This is a genomic window from Bacillus cereus group sp. BfR-BA-01379 (assembly GCF_022663605.1).
In the GTDB taxonomy this organism is placed as follows: Bacteria; Bacillota; Bacilli; order Bacillales; family Bacillaceae_G; genus Bacillus_A; species Bacillus_A mobilis.
The window spans coordinates 1-15,928 of the sequence record NZ_JAKUFT010000094.1 but is presented as its reverse complement, the minus strand read 5'-3'; the positions used below and the strand labels follow the sequence as shown (position 1 = coordinate 15,928).

Sequence of the window (15,928 nt, the reverse complement as noted above, 5' to 3'; positions counted from 1 at the left end):
TAGAAAGAAAGCTGAAGAAGAGGCTGCTAGAAAGAAAGCTGAAGAAGAACAACACAACCAACAAGAACAACAACAAAATACCGGAGGAGATACACCTCACGCAGACGGAAATGTTGTTACAACAGAGTCTTAATGCAAAAAAGAAGTCCTTTCTCTTAACGAGAAAAGGACTTCTTTTTTGTTATCATTTTCTTTACATATAGCTTTTCTATTTCAATGTACAACTGCGCTAACTGAATGTAGGAATGATAATTATTCGGTTTCTTTATAATGAACGAATATCGCTCCATAAAATTAACTGGTTGTACTTCTAAATTACTCGTATAAGCTTCTAGTTCATTCAAACTATGAACAGGTTGCTCATTTAGCCAATATACAATCGATAACAAATGTGCCGCAAAAAGAATCATTGGACCTTCAGCTTCTTGCTTATTTCTGTTTCGAAATAATATAGCAATGTCTTCATGCTTACTTTTCCACACTTTCAACAGTATAGGAATACTATTTCCAATTTCACTCCACGGCTCATCTTGTCTTTCCATATCATATATAAAGTAAGTATTTTGTATGATTTCTTCAAAAGATTGTTCTGTATGATATGCAACCGAATTTATACTTTCTTTAAAAAATGGTAAGCACCGAAATTCTTTCGGTATTTCTATCACTCGCTCCATCCTTTATTTCCCCTTCATTCGCTTCTTTCCTTCACGACATACTTCTAGTAATCGGCACTCTTCACATTGTGGTCGCTGTGCTTTACAGTGATAACGTCCAAAGAAAATCATACGGTGGTGTGTAACTCCCCACTCATTCATTGGAATTTTCTTCATCAGTGTCTTTTCCACTTCTAACACAGAATCTTTCCATCTACAAATCGCTAACCGTTTACTAACTCTCTCTACATGCGTATCAACAGCAATCGCTGGAATTCCAAATGCAACCGAAACAACTACATTCGCTGTCTTTCTTCCTACTCCTGGTAACTTCGTCAGCTCGTCACGGTCTTCTGGAACTTTCCCATTATAATCATCTAGCAACATTCGGCACAATTTTTGAATGTTTTTCGCCTTATTTCTAAACAATCCAATGGAACGTATATCTTGTTGTAATTCTTCTAAAGACACACTTAAATAATCTTCTGGTGTTTTATATTTTTGAAATAAATTTTTCGTCACTTTATTTACAAGTGCATCTGTACATTGTGCAGATAATGCCACCGCAATTACTAATTCAAACGGATTATCATGAATTAATTCACAATGTGCTTCTGGATACATATCCGCCATTGTATCTAAACAATAGCGAATTTGCGTTTTATTTAACATATACTTCCTCCTACATTACTGCTCCAACCAATTATAAAAAGGCACTTTCCCAGTAAATTTCGTCTCTTGTTTTGTCGTTTGCTGCGTTCGTTGCTGATTTTCTCTAAATTTTCGTCCTTGGTTTTGGGCTTGATCTACTGTTTTAATACCATTCTTTTTCCACTCAAATAAAATACGATCAATATATCGAAAATTAAGCTTACCACTCATTACAGCTTCCCTGAGGGCCGCTTGAATTAAATTCGGATGGTGTTGATCTTGATCTTCCCACATACCCAACGTTTCACATTCAAACGGAGAAAGTGGTCTTCCAAATTCTTTTTCAAATACTGTATATAAATTTACTTGCAGTTGTTTTATTTCTTTTTGTTCTTCCTCTACTGATTCATTCATTAAGAAATGTAATATTTTTTCCCACAGCGGTTGTAAAGAATAACTTTCACACATCATTGCTTCTGATTTTTGTCCACCTTCTAGTGATAAAAAACCTTTTTGAATCAATGCCTGAATGACTTCCATACATTTCATTTCAGTAATCGTCATCCGTTCTGAAATCTCTGACGGAGTCGGAAACGAATTGCCCGATTCTAAAAATGTGTGTACATGAAGTACAACCATAAATTCCATTTCATTTAACCCTAATTTTTTATAATGCATCATAAGTAATTTTGGAATTGCAATGCTTCCCTGCTCAAACCACTGTAACATCATTTTCTTTTTCATCACCAAACACCTCGTTCTCTAGTATAACACACCTTTTACTATTTCTTTTTGCCACAATTCGTCAAAAAAACCTCCCTATTATGTAGGAAGGTTTTTTGTATTGCGTTAATAAAATATACAATTAAGCTTGCACTTTACTTTTCATAAACGTATGAATGCGTTCTAATGCTTTCTCTACTTGTTCAAGAGATGTCGCATATGATAAACGAACGTTATTTGGCGCACCGAATCCTGTACCTGGTACAAGAGCCACTTTTTCCTCTTCTAATAGAGCTTTTGCCCAATCATCAACATTTTCGTATCCTGATAAAACTACAGCTTCTTTTACATTAGGGAATAAGTAAAATGCACCTTGTGGTTTAATACAAGTAAAGCCAGGGATTTGAATTAATTTATCATAAATAATGTTTAATCTCTCTTCAAATGCTTGACGCATTGTTTCTACAGGTTCTTGTGAGCCTGCATATGCTGCAATGGCACCGTATTGAGCGATTGACGTAGGGTTTGACGTACTATGACTCGCCAAGTTCGTCATCGCTTTAATAAGCTGCTTATTTCCTGCTGCATATCCAATACGCCATCCTGTCATAGAATGAGATTTAGATACACCATTAATAATAAGTGTTTGTTCTTTTAATGCATTAGAAAGCTGGGCAATCGAAGTATATTCTGCTCCACCATAAATTAATTTTTCATAAATTTCATCTGAAACGATTAATATATCATGCTCTAAACATACTTCTCCAAGCTGTTGTAATTCCTCTTTGCTATAAATCATTCCTGTTGGATTGCTCGGTGAATTAATAATAACTGCTTTCGTTTTCTCTGTAATTGCCTCACGTAGCTGCTTCGCTGTAATTTTGTACTCATTGTCTTCCATGCCTTCTACGTAAACTGGCTTACCTCCAGCGAGCTTTACTTGTTCAGGATAACTTACCCAGTAAGGCGTTGGGATGATAACTTCATCTCCTTCATCAAGTAATACTTGGAATAATGTATATAATGCATGCTTTGCACCGTTACATACAATAATTTCAGATGGATCATACGCAATTCCTTGATCACGTGTAAACTTTTTCACAATTTCTTGTTTTAACGTTTGTAATCCACCTGTTGGTGTATACTTCGTATGTCCTTCTAACATCGCTTTATGTGCAGCATCCATAATATGTTCTGGCGTATTAAAGTCAGGTTCTCCTGCCCCTAATCCAATTACATCATGACCTTCTGCTTTTAATGCTTGTGCCTTTGCTGTAATTTCTAAAGTTGCAGATGGTGTTAAAGCAGCTACTCGCTTTGCTAATTTCATTTGTAGTTCCCCCTACATCTATTTTTCAATGCTGTAGTGACCAGCATAATCCCCATTTTGAAACTCTAAATAATAATACGTATAACGATCTTCCTGATCAATATATGTAATTTCCCACAACGGAATATCGTTTTGAGCACCTAATTTTACTTTTATAATTTCTTTTGGCTTTGGCTTCGGCTCATCGCCTTTTCCTGTAGCTTGTTCAGCCAACTTTTGCAAAGCTTCTTTTTCAGGAATACCTTCACTCTTTTTCTTCACAAGGACATTCCCTTTTTTATTCGGCACCCAAACAATAATTTGTTCTCCTTTTTCGTCTACACCTTGTACGACCGTATATGAAGAATTTCCGTTATAATAATCAACAGATTTTACTTTTGTAAGCTTTGCCTTTTCTTTTGCAATTTCTACAGATTTTTCCTCTTTAGAGATTTTCTTTTCCATTGCTTTATTATAAACATACGCCCCATATATTCCGCTAGCAACGATTACGATAACGATTGCAAAGATCCACTTTTTCATTGTATCACTACGTTCTGTATATCGTAAATACAGCTGTTTCTTTGTCTTTTTCGTCTAATGCTAATCCGAACATGAGGTCCTGCTCTTTTAACGTACGATTCAAACTATCAACGACTTTATACAAGTCAGACGAATATTTAAGACGCGTCGTTGATAGGACTTCGATTTTCTTATCCATGAAAAAACTCCTCCGTTACACAAAAATTTCTAATTATAGAAGAACGCAATGCGGTTACAATAAGAGTACATTCTTTACAACCCCTGCTTCATCACCCATCTATTATAGCAGGACATGTACTGCAAAAAAAGGTTTCAAGTCGAAAACCAATACATTTTGTATACAAGAAGTAAGAAAAATAAAATTCCTCCTACCCACATTTTTTACGCCTGAAGTTTAAATGTACTTCAGGCGTATTTTTCTTCCAATTTTATTCAGTTGGCCGTTCTTTTAATTGTTCTAACAATTCTTCTAAAGGGCCTTCATAAAGCGGAACAGTTGGGATTGATTGTAAAAAACGTTTCCCATAAGAAGCGCTTGTCAAACGACGATCTAATACAAATACCGTTCCGGTATCTGTACTTGTTCTAATCAGACGACCAAACCCTTGTTTGAAACGCAAGATTGCTTGCGGAAGTGCTAACTTAGCAAATACGTCTTCTCCTTGATTTTTTAACCACTCTCCTTTTGCTTCCATCATTGGTTGATGAGGAGGCGTAAAGGGAAGCCGGACAATAACAAGACAACTAAGGGCATCTCCAGGTATATCTATCCCTTCCCAAAAACTACTTGTTCCTAACAAAATCGATTTGTCGAACTCTTGAAATTTACGAATGAGACGACTTCGGCTCTTATTATTCACACTTTGTGTTAATAATAAATAACCTTCTAATTCCTCATCATTTTTCAAATTCGTATACGCTTCTTTCAACATTTCATACGAAGTGAATAAAACGAGCATTCTGCCTTGTGTAGCTTTTGCTATTTTTGCAATATGTGCCGACACAGATTCAATATATTCTTCATTACTTGCTTGCTTTATAAACGGCACATCAGTTGAAACCATTAATTTCATCTGTTCTTCAAAACGGAATGGTGACGGGACCTGTAATGTATTTGGAGCAAAATCATGTAAACCTAGCTCCTCTTTTATATAGTCAAATGAATCGTTTACTGTTAACGTTGCTGATGTGAAAATAACACTCTTTTTTTGTGTTAAAAATTCATCCGCAAATCTTTCACCAATATGAACAGGCTGTGCATATAAAACCGTTGAATGAATTGTTCCCTTCGTTTCAGTCTCCATCCATGTCACGTATGAATTTTTTTCTAAAATGAGTAATTGTAAAGATTGTTCCATCTTTCTCAACAACTCAATTAAATGCATAAATTCACCTGTAACAACATGCATCTCCCATTCTAATTTACTTTGCAATATGTCAACTTGCTTCTCAAGTATAGTCAACAATTTTCTTATATCGTATCCAAAACGATTTGTTAACTCGGTAATGCTATCCCATAACTTACCTTTCTCTACTTCCGTGTTATATCGATAAATGAGTGGCATATTGCTTATCCCTTGTTCCTGCTTTGTTTGCTTAAAGATAAAAGCACGTAACATTTGGAATAGCTCATCCGCATCAAATTTCAATTCCTTCAAACCATGACTCACCATACGGAAAGTTGAACGAGAGGCTTGCTCTGATTTTTTCATCATTTTATATACTTTAGAAAGTACATCATCTGTTTCTAGCGTACCAAGTCGAGATAAAACTAGCTGGAAATACATACAGGAGAACTGTTCACCTAATGTCCTACTCGCCGCTTCCTCAATATGATGAGCTTCATCAAAGATAATATGTTCACATGAAGCAAAAAGTGGTTCTTCACTTGAAAAATCTTGAAATAATAACGCATGATTTGTAATAACGATATCTGCAAATAATGCTTTATTCTTTGCTCTTTGGTAAAAACAACGACTATACCAGTTGCTTTGCATCCCGCCTGGACTATGTACATCACTACAAATACGGTTCCAAAGTAACTTTCCGCCCTCAGGAATATTTAACTCATCCCGATCACCAGTTTCTGTTTGCAATAACCACACTAAAATTTTTGCCTTTGTGAGCGCCATATCATAATTTTTCTCTTCCTCTTGCAAAGCATATTCAAATTTATGTAGACAAAGATAATGCTTTCTTCCTTTCAAAAGAGCTACTTCAAATGAAAATGGCATTATTTTCTGTAATAATGGAATTTCTTTTTCTAATATTTGTTGTTGCAGTTGTACTGTTTGTGTACTTATGATGACAGGTTCTTCTTTTTTCGTTGCAAAATAAATACTTGGAAGTAAATATGCAAGAGTCTTCCCTGTTCCTGTTCCTGCTTCAATTAGTGAAAACCTAGAATCTCTTAGTGCTGTATATATTTCCTTCATCATAATCTGTTGGCTTTCTCTTTTTTCAAACTTTGGCATATTCAATGCAAGTTTATCGATTGTCTTATGCAAGAAAGCATCAAATTTAGATGAACATGTTTCACTGAGATCTAAAGAATAATTCCGTTTTCGAAGCGCAATATTTCGATACACTTCATACCCCTCAGCCGCTTTTTTACCATGCATCATTTTCTTTAAAATATTTTCAGAAATTACATCCGCTATATCACTTTGAAAAACATCGCTTAATTCATAGAGCGATTGCAAGGTGACAAGTGGTAACTTTTCAATTTCATTTAAAAATTGTAAAAACAATTCAGCTGTTGCAAGAGCATCACTATCCGCACGATGCGGTTGATCGTGCTCTAGTTCATGTTGTTTAGCTAAATCACGTAATTTATAACTATCAGCCGTCGGCAAAAGAATTTGCGCCAACTCAACTGTATCAACTTTAGGACAATGTACTTCTGTATATCCAGCCTGCCTTAATTCTTCCGTTAAAAAATTCCAATCAAAGTGAACGTTATGTGCAACGAAAGCTGCACCTTGTAATAGCTCAACAACCATCGGGGCTACATCTTGAAATAACGGGGCTTGCTTAACCATACTCTCATCAATCCCTGTTAGTTCTGTAATAAATGGCGGAATCTCTCTCTTCGGATTAATAAAAGATGAGAAAATCTCTAATATCTCTCCATCTTCCACTACAACAGCTGCAATTTGGGTAATTTTATCCTTCCCATCCTTCCAGGAGTTCCCTGTCGTCTCTAAATCCACAACGACATAACGCTTACTCATATATGTAACACCTCAATTTCTTACCTATCAAACACAAAATTATATAATGTTACTATACCACGTTTTATCTCATCTTAATGAAAAGATACACAAAAAAGCTATCTCCGTAATAGAGATAGCCTTCTTACTTATAATATCGTACCCGCTTTTTCAGCACCTAACATTTCAATAATTTGATTCTCATCGTCTAACACTGCAATTTTCGGCTCTTGTTTATGAATATTTTCTTCTGCCACTAAACCGTAGCAAATAATAATAACTTTATCCCCTGGCTGTACAAGCCTTGCAGCTGCACCATTTAAACAAACAACACCGCTACCACGTTCGCCCTTAATAACATATGTCTCTAAGCGAGCACCATTATTATTATTTACAATTTGTACTTTTTCATTTTCTACAATATTTACTGCATCCATTAAATCTTCATCAATTGTAATACTACCTACATAGTTTAAATTTGCTTCTGTTACTGTTGCGCGATGTAACTTCGCTCTCATCATTGTGCGAAACATAGATGCTCCCCCTTATTTAACCGTTACTGTTATATTGTCAATTAATCGTACATTCTCAAATTTAACTGCAATCGCTAAAATGATTCGTCCTTCAATTCTATCCATTACTTGAAGTGAAGGATAAGCATATAAATCAGCATAATCCACAGTGCCTTTCGTATACGTCTCAATATACTCCTTCACAAGAGTTGTAATGATTTCTGCATTCCGTTCGCCTGCCTCAATTTTTTCTTTCGCTATACATAGACTGCGGTATAATTGAGGAGCCTCTTCACGTTCTTCTTGTGATAAATACACGTTACGAGAACTTTTCGCTAATCCATCTTCTTCCCTTACAATATCCACTGGTACGATCGTAACCGGAATATTAAAATCAGCGACAAATCCTTCAATGACAGCAACTTGTTGTGCATCTTTCATACCGAAATAAGCACGCGTTGGTAATGTAATATTAAATAGTTTCATTAGTACAGTCGCAACTCCAGCGAAATGACCAGGTCTTTGTTTGCCACATAATACATCGGTACGCTTCACAACTGCTACTGTTGTCGTTTGTTCTGCTGGATACATTTCTTCTACACTCGGATAAAATAAATAATCTACACCGTTTTCTTTTGCTACATTTTCATCTCTATCAATATCACGAGGGTATCGATCTAAATCTTCATTCGGGCCAAACTGTAGCGGATTGACAAACACGCTTAAAACTACAATTTCATTTTCTGCTCTTGCCTTACGTAATAAAGTCGCATGACCTTCATGTAAATAACCCATCGTTGGAACAAAACCAATACTTTTTCCACTTGCATGCAGTTCGTTTGTAATTTGCTGCATCTCTTGCACTGTAGTTACGATTTTCATTATTGTTTTCCTCCGTACAACGCTAAGCATTCTTCTTCTTTCATTGTGAATGAATGTTTTTCTTCTGGAAATTGCCCTGTCTTTACTTCCGTAACGTATTGTGAAATCCCTCGCACAATCTCCTCTTGAACAGACGTATATTGCTTCACAAATTTTGGAACACGATTTACGCCGTATGAGATAAGATCATGATAAACAAGTACTTGCCCATCTACTTTTTTCCCTGCTCCAATTCCAATCGTTGGAATTGTTAGTTGCTTCGAAATTAATTCCGCTAACTGCATTGGCACACATTCTAACACAAGCGCTATCGCACCAGCTTCCTCACATCTCTTCGCATCTTCTATTAATTTTTTTGCACTTTCAGCATCTTTTCCTTGTACTTTATACCCACCTAGTACTCCTACAGATTGAGGAGTTAAGCCTAAGTGCGCCACGATAGGAATTCCCGCGTTCGTCAAGTAATGAATCGTTGATACTACTTCTCCTGCACCTTCTACCTTCAGTGCATGGGCACCACTCTCTTGAACGATGCGGCGTGCATTCACCATCGTATCTTGAGGCGACACATGATACGACATAAATGGCATATCAGTTACAATAAACGTGTCTTTCGCTCCTCGGCGTACAGCTTTCGTATGATGAATCATATCCTCTACTGTTACAGGTACTGTTGAATCGTATCCAAGCACCACCATCCCAAGTGAATCTCCAACTAGAATCATATCAACTTCAGCTTCTTCTGCTAATTTAGCAGATGGATAATCATACGCCGTTAGCATTGTAATCGGCTCACCTTGCTCTTTCATCTTCAAAAAATCTGTTTTTGTTTTCAAAAACTACTCCTCCTTTACGCAGGAGAGAGGAGATGGCCGAAATCATATAAAAAACCCCTCTGGCCATAAAAGGGCAGAAGGGTTGTGTGTTAGTCGGCATTATTCATCCCTCTGTCCCAGTCCGCTATTGGATCAAGGCAGAATCCAAGTTATTATTTTTTCGTATTGCTTCGAATGATGGTGCAGTTCAATCTGATACTGCCCACATTCGAACTAATTATAGCAAACTCCAAAACGGAATTACTACATTTTTTCGAAAAAATAATTTTTTATTCTCATTACGGTATGTGAAATTTTTTATAAATAACTCAATCATAGAAAGATAAGTGCCTCGTATAACTCTTAAACTTATGATGCAAGTTAATTGTGGAACATACTTAACAAAAGGAGAATTGCGAATGTCTATGAACAAATGGTTATTTCGATTCACCGTTCTGCCTGTGATGATTGCAGGGATGATAACTTTTAGCTCCTTCCATGCATTTGCCTCAGTTAACGTCGTAACACAACCTATCGATTCAACGAAAGTAATTGAAGTTGAATTAAACGATGATTACTTTCAGCCAAACGTCATCACGATTCCAATTGAAGAGTCAACAACATTGTTATTAAAAAACAAAGGTAAGAATGAACACACCTTTACAGTGAAGAAACTTGGCATTGACGTCGTAGTCGAGTCAGGAAAAGAAAGAAATATTACCGTGAAACCTAAAAATACTGGTACATATGAATTAATATGCCGGTACCATCTTCTTAAAGGAATGGAAGGCAAAGTAATCGTCAAATGAAAAGAAGTTCCAAAAAGGAACTTCTTTTACTTAATTTCGATATCCGCAGAATGAATGTGATGTACTTTCCCTTCATGATCCTCCAGAAGCAATACACCATCCTCTGTAATTCCTTTTGCTACCCCTATAATTGTCTCTCTCATCGTTCGAGCGGTAATTTCTTTCCCGATGCTCACAGCGTAACTTTCCCAAAGAATTTTAATAACAGAGAAACCATTTTGTAAATACTCTTCATATAATTTTTCTAGTTGTAAAAAGATTTGTTGCATAAGCTCTGCACGAACAATTGGCTTACCGGACTCAATCGCTAAAGAAGTAGCAATATGCTGAATTTCCTCATCAAAATGTTCTTGCTTTTGATTCGCATTAATACCAATACCCATAATGACAGCATTAATTTTATCAGGATCAGCCTGCATTTCTGTTAATATACCTACAGCCTTTTTACCTTGAATCAAAATATCATTCGGCCATTTTATTCCTACGTTTACACCCGTGCACTTTTCAATTGCTTGTGCAACGCTAACAGCCGCTAACAAAGTAAGTTGTGGTGCATGATGAACAGGGATTGATGGACGTAAAATAATACTCATCCAAATTCCTGTTCCTTTTGGTGAATACCATTTCCTGCTTAAACGACCTCTGCCCGATGTTTGTTCTTCTGCCACAACAATCGTTCCTTCTTCTGCGCCTTCATAAGCAAGTTTCGCTGCAATATGCTGCGTAGATTCAACAGATTCTTCAAAATATACCATTCTACCAATATGTTTCGTTTGTAACCCTAACTGAATTTCATTAGCAGTTACTTTGTCTGGCTTACCCGCAATGCGATAACCTAATCGACGCACAGCTTCAAGTTCATATCCCTCATTCCGAAGGTCCTCCATATGTTTCCACACAGCGGTTCTTGAACAACCAAGTTTATCACTAATCGTCTGGCCAGATACAAACGCGCCATCCGCTTCCGAAAAAACTTGCAATAACTGCTTTCTTATAGTAGATTGCATTCTTGCAGCCACTCCCTTATACACTCTTTCTCATTAACTACGTTTCCTTGTACGATTGCTTCCTCAATGTTTTGAATCATTTCAGCAACCCACGGACCGGGCTTTTTATTTGCCCAGTTTAATAAATCATTCCCAGTCACATTCATTTCTTGTCGACTCTTGATTGGCAATGCTTCAAACAACGTTTGTACTCGTTTCACAGATGTATTGTCATAGCTTTCAATCATCGCCTCATATACTCTTTCTGCCATTTCAGCGATATGAATTCCCGTTTTATAAAGAAGGACTGTATCCCAATCCTTCTCCTTTCTCGTACGGATTGTTAATAAAACTGCGACGATATCTTTTATTTTTTTATTCGAAAACTTCCATTGACGTAAAAAGACAGATGGATGCTCTTCTCCGATACAATATAAGAAAAATGCCCATGCCTCAATGTCTGTTTCAAAAGAATCCCATTTATACTGCGTAGCTTTTACCAATCTCTCTTCTGACATTTGTAAATATGGCAGATGAGCGAACAGCTTCGTTTCTACTAATTCTTGCAAACCCTTCACACAATATGTGCCAGTTAACAGTTTCTCAAACTCCACTGTAATTCTCTCAATTGCTATATGTTCCAGTAAATGTCCATACGTTTCAATTGCTTGTTTCGTTTTCGTTTCTAAAGAAAAACCTAACGTACTTACGAAACGAATACCACGCATCATCCGCAAGGCATCTTCTTGAAAACGATCCGCAGCATTTCCAACTGTCACAATTTCTCTCTTTTGAATCGCTTCCTGTCCAGCAAATAAATCAACCATTTCGCCTTCTTCTGTCATAGCAATTGCATTCATTGTGAAATCACGACGTTTTAAATCCTCTTCTAATGAACGAACAAATTGAACACTACTAGGTCTTCGAAAATCTTCATATTCGCTCTCTGTTCGAAAAGTGGTTACCTCATAAGGTTCACCATTTTCTACCACAATTACAGTTCCATGCTCAAGACCAACAGGAACATGTCTTGGAAATATAGCCATCACTTCTTCTGGTAAAGCAGATGTCGCAATATCAATATCTCCAATCGGCCTATCGATAATAAGGTCTCGTACGCTTCCACCGACAAAGTAGGCCTCATGTCCTTGTTGTTTTAAAGTCTCAATAATAGAACTAGCTTTTTTAAATCTTTTCATTTTTGTCATCCCTTAGTACATCATAGTAAATCGTTTCATATTGTGAGACGATTTTTTCAGAGCGGAACTGCTCGTAAACACTTGCTCTTGCTCGCTCTCCCATATTACGGTGAAGTTCTTCATCCATTAATAGCTGAATGGCCTGATTTGCCACTCCTGTTGGATCACCAACTTCACATAAATATCCTGTTTCACCATGTTGAATGACTTCTGGAATACCTCCAACCCTTGTTCCGATACAAGGTACACCACACGCCATCGCTTCTAATAAAACAAGACCAAAACTCTCCTTCTCTGATAAAAGCAACATTAAATCACTCATCGCAAGTAGCTCTGCAACATTATCTTGCTTCCCTAAGAATAAGACGCGATCTTCAATATGTAGATTTTTGACTAACTGTAAAATCGTGCAAAATTCTGGTCCATCTCCAACAAGAAGCAACTTCGCATCTACTTCTGTAACAATTTTAGCAAATGCCTGAACAACATCTTGCACACGTTTCACTTTACGGAAATTCGAAATGTGAATGAGTATCTTTTCACTCTCACTTATACCGTATTCTTTCTTTAATTGAGACATATCACGCTTGAAATATACACGTTCGTCTATAAAGTTATACACCGTTTGAATGTCTTTATTTGGTTTTACAAGCTCATGCGTTTCGTTAATTAATGAATGCGAGACAGCCGTCACAACATCAGATTGCTCAATCCCAAAACGAATTAAATTATTTAGCGAAGGGTCGGAACCTAACACAGTAATATCTGTTCCATGCAAGGTTGTAACAATTTTAATACGCTCTCCAATCATTTGTTTTGCTAAATAAGCACAAATTGCATGTGGTATTGCGTAATGCACATGTAAAATGTCTAAGTTTTCTCTTTGTGCAACTTCTGCCATTTTACTTGCTAATGCTAAATCGTATGGTGGATATTGAAATACAGAGTATTGATTTACCGTCACTTCATGAAAATAAATGTTTGGATACACTTTGTTTAACCGGAATGGTAAACCCGATGTAATAAAATGAATTTCATGCCCGCGTTCCGCTAATTGCTTTCCTAATTCTGTTCCAACAACTCCAGAACCACCTACAGAAGGATAACATGTAATACCTATTTTTAATTTCATTTACATCCCCCTATTAAATCAGCATGTAATAAAACCGGTTTCTTACTCATAAATCCCTCGGCATATAAAACTCCAACTTCTTTTCCAAACATTTTCTCACGAGCAACCACAGTTTCAACATAACCTTCTGTTAACGGCGTTTTCACACCATCGCTCCCTGTTGAAAACTGACTTTCATATGCTTCTAATGCTTCCACTTTTATAGAAAGGTACTCACTTATATCTATACAAAAATTCGGTTTATGAAAACCATTAATCATATAATGATAAAAAGACTCTACACGATGTGGTGGAACCTCTGGCATATATTTACGAATTCCCGCTGAAAAAATAGCTTCTTCCACAAGTTTTGCACAATTTGCATGATCTGGATGACGATCTTCATAATACGGTGCAAAAACTAGTTTTGGTTTATATGTACGAATCACCTTTACAATTTCACGTATATACTCTTCTTTCATATACAAACCACGGTCTGGCATCGCTAAATTCAGTCTCGTTTTTACTCCCATTATACGAGCTGCCGCCTTTGCTTCTTCTTTTCTCAACTCTATCGTTCCATTAGAAGAAAGATCAGCTTCTGTTAAATCACAAATACCTACTTCATACCCTTGTTTCGTATATTTAGCAATGGTACCAGCCATGCCGATTTCAACATCATCGGCATGAGCACCAAACGCTAATATATGTAATCCACTCATAATTGTTCCCCTCATTTTCTTAACTTGCGGTAATCTAAATCTCCTCGCTCTAATGCGTGCATTAACATTTCAGCACTTGCCATATTCGTTGCAAGTGGAATCGCATATACATCACATAGACGAAGCAATGCATTTACATCTGGTTCATGCGGCTGAGCAGTTAGTGGATCCCGGAAAAAAATCACCATATCCATATCATTTTTTGCAATCATTGCACCAATTTCTTGATCGCCACCAAGAGGACCCGATTGAAATCTTGTTACAACTAAACCGGTCGCTTCCATAATACGAAGTCCTGTCGTTCCTGTTGCAAATAATTCATGTTGTTCAAAAATTGGTTTATATGCGTATGCAAACGAAACCATGTCATTTTTCTTTTTGTCATGTGCGATTAAGGCAATTTTCATCCGTTGTCTCCCCTTTAGTCGATAATATTTTCTAAACCGTACACAAGATGATCTAGATTCATTACTGTATCAATTGATAGTTTTACACCCGACATAAATGATTCACGATTGAATGAATCATGACGAACCGTTAACATTTGTCCATTTCCACCAAACATTACTTCTTGATGTGCAATAAGTCCTGGTAAACGTACACTATGAATGTGAATGCCGTCTACATTTGCACCACGAGCTCCTTCTAGTTGCTCTACTTCATTTGGATGACCTTGCTGCTTTGATTCACGGTTTTGACGAATTAATTCTACTGTTTTTACCGCTGTACCAGATGGTGCATCTAACTTTTGATCATGATGCAATTCAATTACTTCAACATCTTGGAAATACTTCGCTGCCATTTGTGAGAATTTCATCATAAGAACTGCACCAATTGCAAAGTTTGGAGCGATAATAGTTCCTACTGCTTTTTCTTTTGCAGTCTCTGTTAATTGCTTTAGTTCTTCCTCTGTAAATCCAGTTGTACCAATAACAGAACGAAGTCCACGCTCAACTGCAAGTGTAACGTGTTGTTTCCCAACTTCTGGCGTTGTTAAATCTAATAACACATCAGCTTCTACTTCCTCTAAACAAGTATGTAAATCTGCGTAAATAGGTGCATCTAGCGCTGGCATACCCGGTAAATCAGAAATTTTCTCTCCGCCATGCTTATAATCCACCGCTGCTACTAAATTAAAATGTTCCGTTCTTTCCATAAGAAGGACTGCTTCATGTCCCATACGTCCTCTTGGTCCAGCGATAATTACTTTAATTTCTTTCATTATTCTTTCTCTCCCTCATCAATACGTGTCCAGCGATCTTTATCGCGAGTATTAAATTTATTCATTACAATGTTATGTGCTGTTTCTAAATCAATATTTAAACTATTTGCCATACAAATCATAACAAATAATACATCTCCAAGCTCTTCTTCAATACTACGTTCTGTTTCAGTTGTTTTCTTCGGTTTCTCACCATAATAATGATTAACCTCTCTTGCAAGCTCCCCCATTTCTTCCGTTAAACGAGCCATCATTGCAAGTGGACTGAAATAACCTTCTTTAAACTGACCAATATATGCATCTACTTCTTTCTGCATATCCTTCATCGTTTTCGCTTCCATACAATTCACCTCTAATCCTTCCTCTTTCATGTTAGCCAATTCATCGCGATTTGACAAATATTATTCCCCGCCAAACACCCATTTGCGACCCTTTTTTGGATAGACTATAATAAAGTGAAACTTTCTTTTGCGTTTTTTGCAAAAGATCAGCCCGAACCAATCGGGTTCCTACGGCTGGTTTGCCCTACTTCAGAGCTTTATCCCCTACCAGCCGTTGGAACGGGGTAAAGTGAAACTT

The 15,928-nt window shown here is 36.8% G+C and carries 18 protein-coding genes; 1 reads left to right on the top strand and 17 read right to left on the bottom strand.

Annotated elements, in window-relative coordinates; translation table 11 throughout:
- Positions 1-155: 155 nt before the first annotated feature.
- From MR113_RS24275 to panB, 10 genes are all read right to left on the bottom strand, one after another.
- Positions 156-674, bottom strand: a complete 519-nt coding sequence (locus tag MR113_RS24275; RefSeq protein ID WP_242257156.1) for a YpoC family protein — start codon at positions 672-674, stop codon at positions 156-158.
- Positions 675-677: 3 nt separating this feature from the next.
- Positions 678-1,325: an endonuclease III gene (gene nth / locus MR113_RS24270; protein WP_242257155.1), complete on the bottom strand. Its 648-nt coding sequence runs from the start codon at positions 1,323-1,325 to the stop codon at positions 678-680.
- Positions 1,326-1,340: 15 nt separating this feature from the next.
- Positions 1,341-2,048, bottom strand: a complete 708-nt coding sequence (dnaD, locus tag MR113_RS24265) for a DNA replication protein DnaD (protein WP_000728533.1) — start codon at positions 2,046-2,048, stop codon at positions 1,341-1,343.
- Between the two features lie 121 nt (positions 2,049-2,169).
- Positions 2,170-3,357, bottom strand: coding sequence for an aspartate transaminase AspB (aspB, locus tag MR113_RS24260; protein WP_242257154.1), 1,188 nt, complete (start codon positions 3,355-3,357; stop codon positions 2,170-2,172).
- A gap of 18 nt (positions 3,358-3,375) precedes the next feature.
- Positions 3,376-3,879, bottom strand: a complete 504-nt coding sequence (locus MR113_RS24255; protein ID WP_061679510.1) for a cell wall elongation regulator TseB-like domain-containing protein — start codon at positions 3,877-3,879, stop codon at positions 3,376-3,378.
- Between the two features lie 7 nt (positions 3,880-3,886).
- Positions 3,887-4,057: a YpmA family protein gene (locus tag MR113_RS24250; protein ID WP_061679511.1), complete on the bottom strand. Its 171-nt coding sequence runs from the start codon at positions 4,055-4,057 to the stop codon at positions 3,887-3,889.
- Positions 4,058-4,307: 250 nt separating this feature from the next.
- The gene (gene dinG, locus MR113_RS24245) at positions 4,308-7,112 is read right to left on the bottom strand and encodes an ATP-dependent DNA helicase DinG (RefSeq protein ID WP_242257153.1); all 2,805 of its coding nucleotides are present in this window, start codon (positions 7,110-7,112) and stop codon (positions 4,308-4,310) included.
- Positions 7,113-7,240: 128 nt separating this feature from the next.
- Positions 7,241-7,624 carry an aspartate 1-decarboxylase gene (gene panD / locus MR113_RS24240; protein ID WP_099683866.1) on the bottom strand — a complete coding sequence of 128 codons (384 nt, stop codon included), beginning with the start codon at positions 7,622-7,624 and terminating at the stop codon, positions 7,241-7,243.
- 12 nt (positions 7,625-7,636) lie between these two features.
- On the bottom strand, positions 7,637-8,485 hold the full coding sequence (gene panC, locus MR113_RS24235) for a pantoate--beta-alanine ligase (RefSeq protein ID WP_242257152.1): 849 nt from the start codon (positions 8,483-8,485) through the stop codon (positions 7,637-7,639).
- A complete protein-coding gene (panB, locus tag MR113_RS24230; protein ID WP_242257151.1) occupies positions 8,485-9,321 on the bottom strand; it encodes a 3-methyl-2-oxobutanoate hydroxymethyltransferase in 837 nt (278 codons plus the stop codon). The genes panC and panB overlap by 1 nt, the downstream gene beginning before the upstream one ends.
- Before the next feature lie 398 nt (positions 9,322-9,719).
- Between panB and MR113_RS24225 the strand changes: the two genes are divergently transcribed.
- Positions 9,720-10,109 (top strand): cupredoxin domain-containing protein, encoded by a 390-nt coding sequence (locus tag MR113_RS24225; RefSeq protein ID WP_097817827.1) that lies wholly within the window; start codon positions 9,720-9,722, stop codon positions 10,107-10,109.
- Between the two features lie 26 nt (positions 10,110-10,135).
- Here the strand turns inward: MR113_RS24225 and MR113_RS24220 are convergent, their stop codons facing one another.
- The 7 genes from MR113_RS24220 to MR113_RS24190 are packed head-to-tail and all read right to left on the bottom strand — an operon-like array spanning position 10,136 to position 15,690.
- Positions 10,136-11,116: a biotin--[acetyl-CoA-carboxylase] ligase gene (locus tag MR113_RS24220; protein WP_242257150.1), complete on the bottom strand. Its 981-nt coding sequence runs from the start codon at positions 11,114-11,116 to the stop codon at positions 10,136-10,138.
- Positions 11,101-12,294 carry a CCA tRNA nucleotidyltransferase gene (locus MR113_RS24215; RefSeq protein WP_242257149.1) on the bottom strand — a complete coding sequence of 398 codons (1,194 nt, stop codon included), beginning with the start codon at positions 12,292-12,294 and terminating at the stop codon, positions 11,101-11,103. The genes MR113_RS24220 and MR113_RS24215 overlap by 16 nt, the downstream gene beginning before the upstream one ends.
- Entirely contained in the window at positions 12,281-13,426 is a 1,146-nt protein-coding gene (gene bshA / locus MR113_RS24210; RefSeq protein ID WP_242257148.1) for an N-acetyl-alpha-D-glucosaminyl L-malate synthase BshA, read from the bottom strand. The genes MR113_RS24215 and bshA overlap by 14 nt, the downstream gene beginning before the upstream one ends.
- A complete protein-coding gene (gene bshB1 / locus MR113_RS24205) occupies positions 13,423-14,127 on the bottom strand; it encodes a bacillithiol biosynthesis deacetylase BshB1 (RefSeq protein ID WP_073517783.1) in 705 nt (234 codons plus the stop codon). Before bshB1 ends, bshA begins: the two co-directional genes overlap by 4 nt.
- An 11-nt stretch (positions 14,128-14,138) precedes the next feature.
- Positions 14,139-14,534 carry a methylglyoxal synthase gene (locus tag MR113_RS24200; RefSeq protein ID WP_000684763.1) on the bottom strand — a complete coding sequence of 132 codons (396 nt, stop codon included), beginning with the start codon at positions 14,532-14,534 and terminating at the stop codon, positions 14,139-14,141.
- A gap of 14 nt (positions 14,535-14,548) precedes the next feature.
- Positions 14,549-15,349, bottom strand: a complete 801-nt coding sequence (gene dapB / locus MR113_RS24195) for a dihydrodipicolinate reductase (RefSeq protein ID WP_242257147.1) — start codon at positions 15,347-15,349, stop codon at positions 14,549-14,551.
- Entirely contained in the window at positions 15,349-15,690 is a 342-nt protein-coding gene (locus MR113_RS24190; protein WP_001992677.1) for a nucleotide pyrophosphohydrolase, read from the bottom strand. The genes dapB and MR113_RS24190 overlap by 1 nt, the downstream gene beginning before the upstream one ends.
- Between the last annotated feature and the right edge of the window lie 238 nt (positions 15,691-15,928).

Excerpts from the sequence above, each read along its gene's own strand:
- MR113_RS24275 (WP_242257156.1), bottom strand. The coding sequence starts at position 674 with ATGGAGCGAGTGATAGAAATACCGAAAGAATTTCGGTGCTTACCATTT.
- nth (WP_242257155.1), bottom strand. The coding sequence starts at position 1,325 with ATGTTAAATAAAACGCAAATTCGCTATTGTTTAGATACAATGGCGGAT.
- dnaD (WP_000728533.1), bottom strand. The coding sequence starts at position 2,048 with ATGAAAAAGAAAATGATGTTACAGTGGTTTGAGCAGGGAAGCATTGCA.
- aspB (WP_242257154.1), bottom strand. The coding sequence starts at position 3,357 with ATGAAATTAGCAAAGCGAGTAGCTGCTTTAACACCATCTGCAACTTTA.
- MR113_RS24255 (WP_061679510.1), bottom strand. The coding sequence starts at position 3,879 with ATGAAAAAGTGGATCTTTGCAATCGTTATCGTAATCGTTGCTAGCGGA.
- MR113_RS24250 (WP_061679511.1), bottom strand. The coding sequence starts at position 4,057 with ATGGATAAGAAAATCGAAGTCCTATCAACGACGCGTCTTAAATATTCG.
- dinG (WP_242257153.1), bottom strand. The coding sequence starts at position 7,112 with ATGAGTAAGCGTTATGTCGTTGTGGATTTAGAGACGACAGGGAACTCC.
- panD (WP_099683866.1), bottom strand. The coding sequence starts at position 7,624 with ATGTTTCGCACAATGATGAGAGCGAAGTTACATCGCGCAACAGTAACA.
- panC (WP_242257152.1), bottom strand. The coding sequence starts at position 8,485 with ATGAAAATCGTAACTACAGTGCAAGAGATGCAGCAAATTACAAACGAA.
- MR113_RS24225 (WP_097817827.1), top strand. The coding sequence starts at position 9,720 with ATGTCTATGAACAAATGGTTATTTCGATTCACCGTTCTGCCTGTGATG.
- MR113_RS24220 (WP_242257150.1), bottom strand. The coding sequence starts at position 11,116 with ATGCAATCTACTATAAGAAAGCAGTTATTGCAAGTTTTTTCGGAAGCG.
- MR113_RS24215 (WP_242257149.1), bottom strand. The coding sequence starts at position 12,294 with ATGAAAAGATTTAAAAAAGCTAGTTCTATTATTGAGACTTTAAAACAA.
- bshA (WP_242257148.1), bottom strand. The coding sequence starts at position 13,426 with ATGAAATTAAAAATAGGTATTACATGTTATCCTTCTGTAGGTGGTTCT.
- bshB1 (WP_073517783.1), bottom strand. The coding sequence starts at position 14,127 with ATGAGTGGATTACATATATTAGCGTTTGGTGCTCATGCCGATGATGTT.
- MR113_RS24200 (WP_000684763.1), bottom strand. The coding sequence starts at position 14,534 with ATGAAAATTGCCTTAATCGCACATGACAAAAAGAAAAATGACATGGTT.
- dapB (WP_242257147.1), bottom strand. The coding sequence starts at position 15,349 with ATGAAAGAAATTAAAGTAATTATCGCTGGACCAAGAGGACGTATGGGA.
- MR113_RS24190 (WP_001992677.1), bottom strand. The coding sequence starts at position 15,690 with ATGGAAGCGAAAACGATGAAGGATATGCAGAAAGAAGTAGATGCATAT.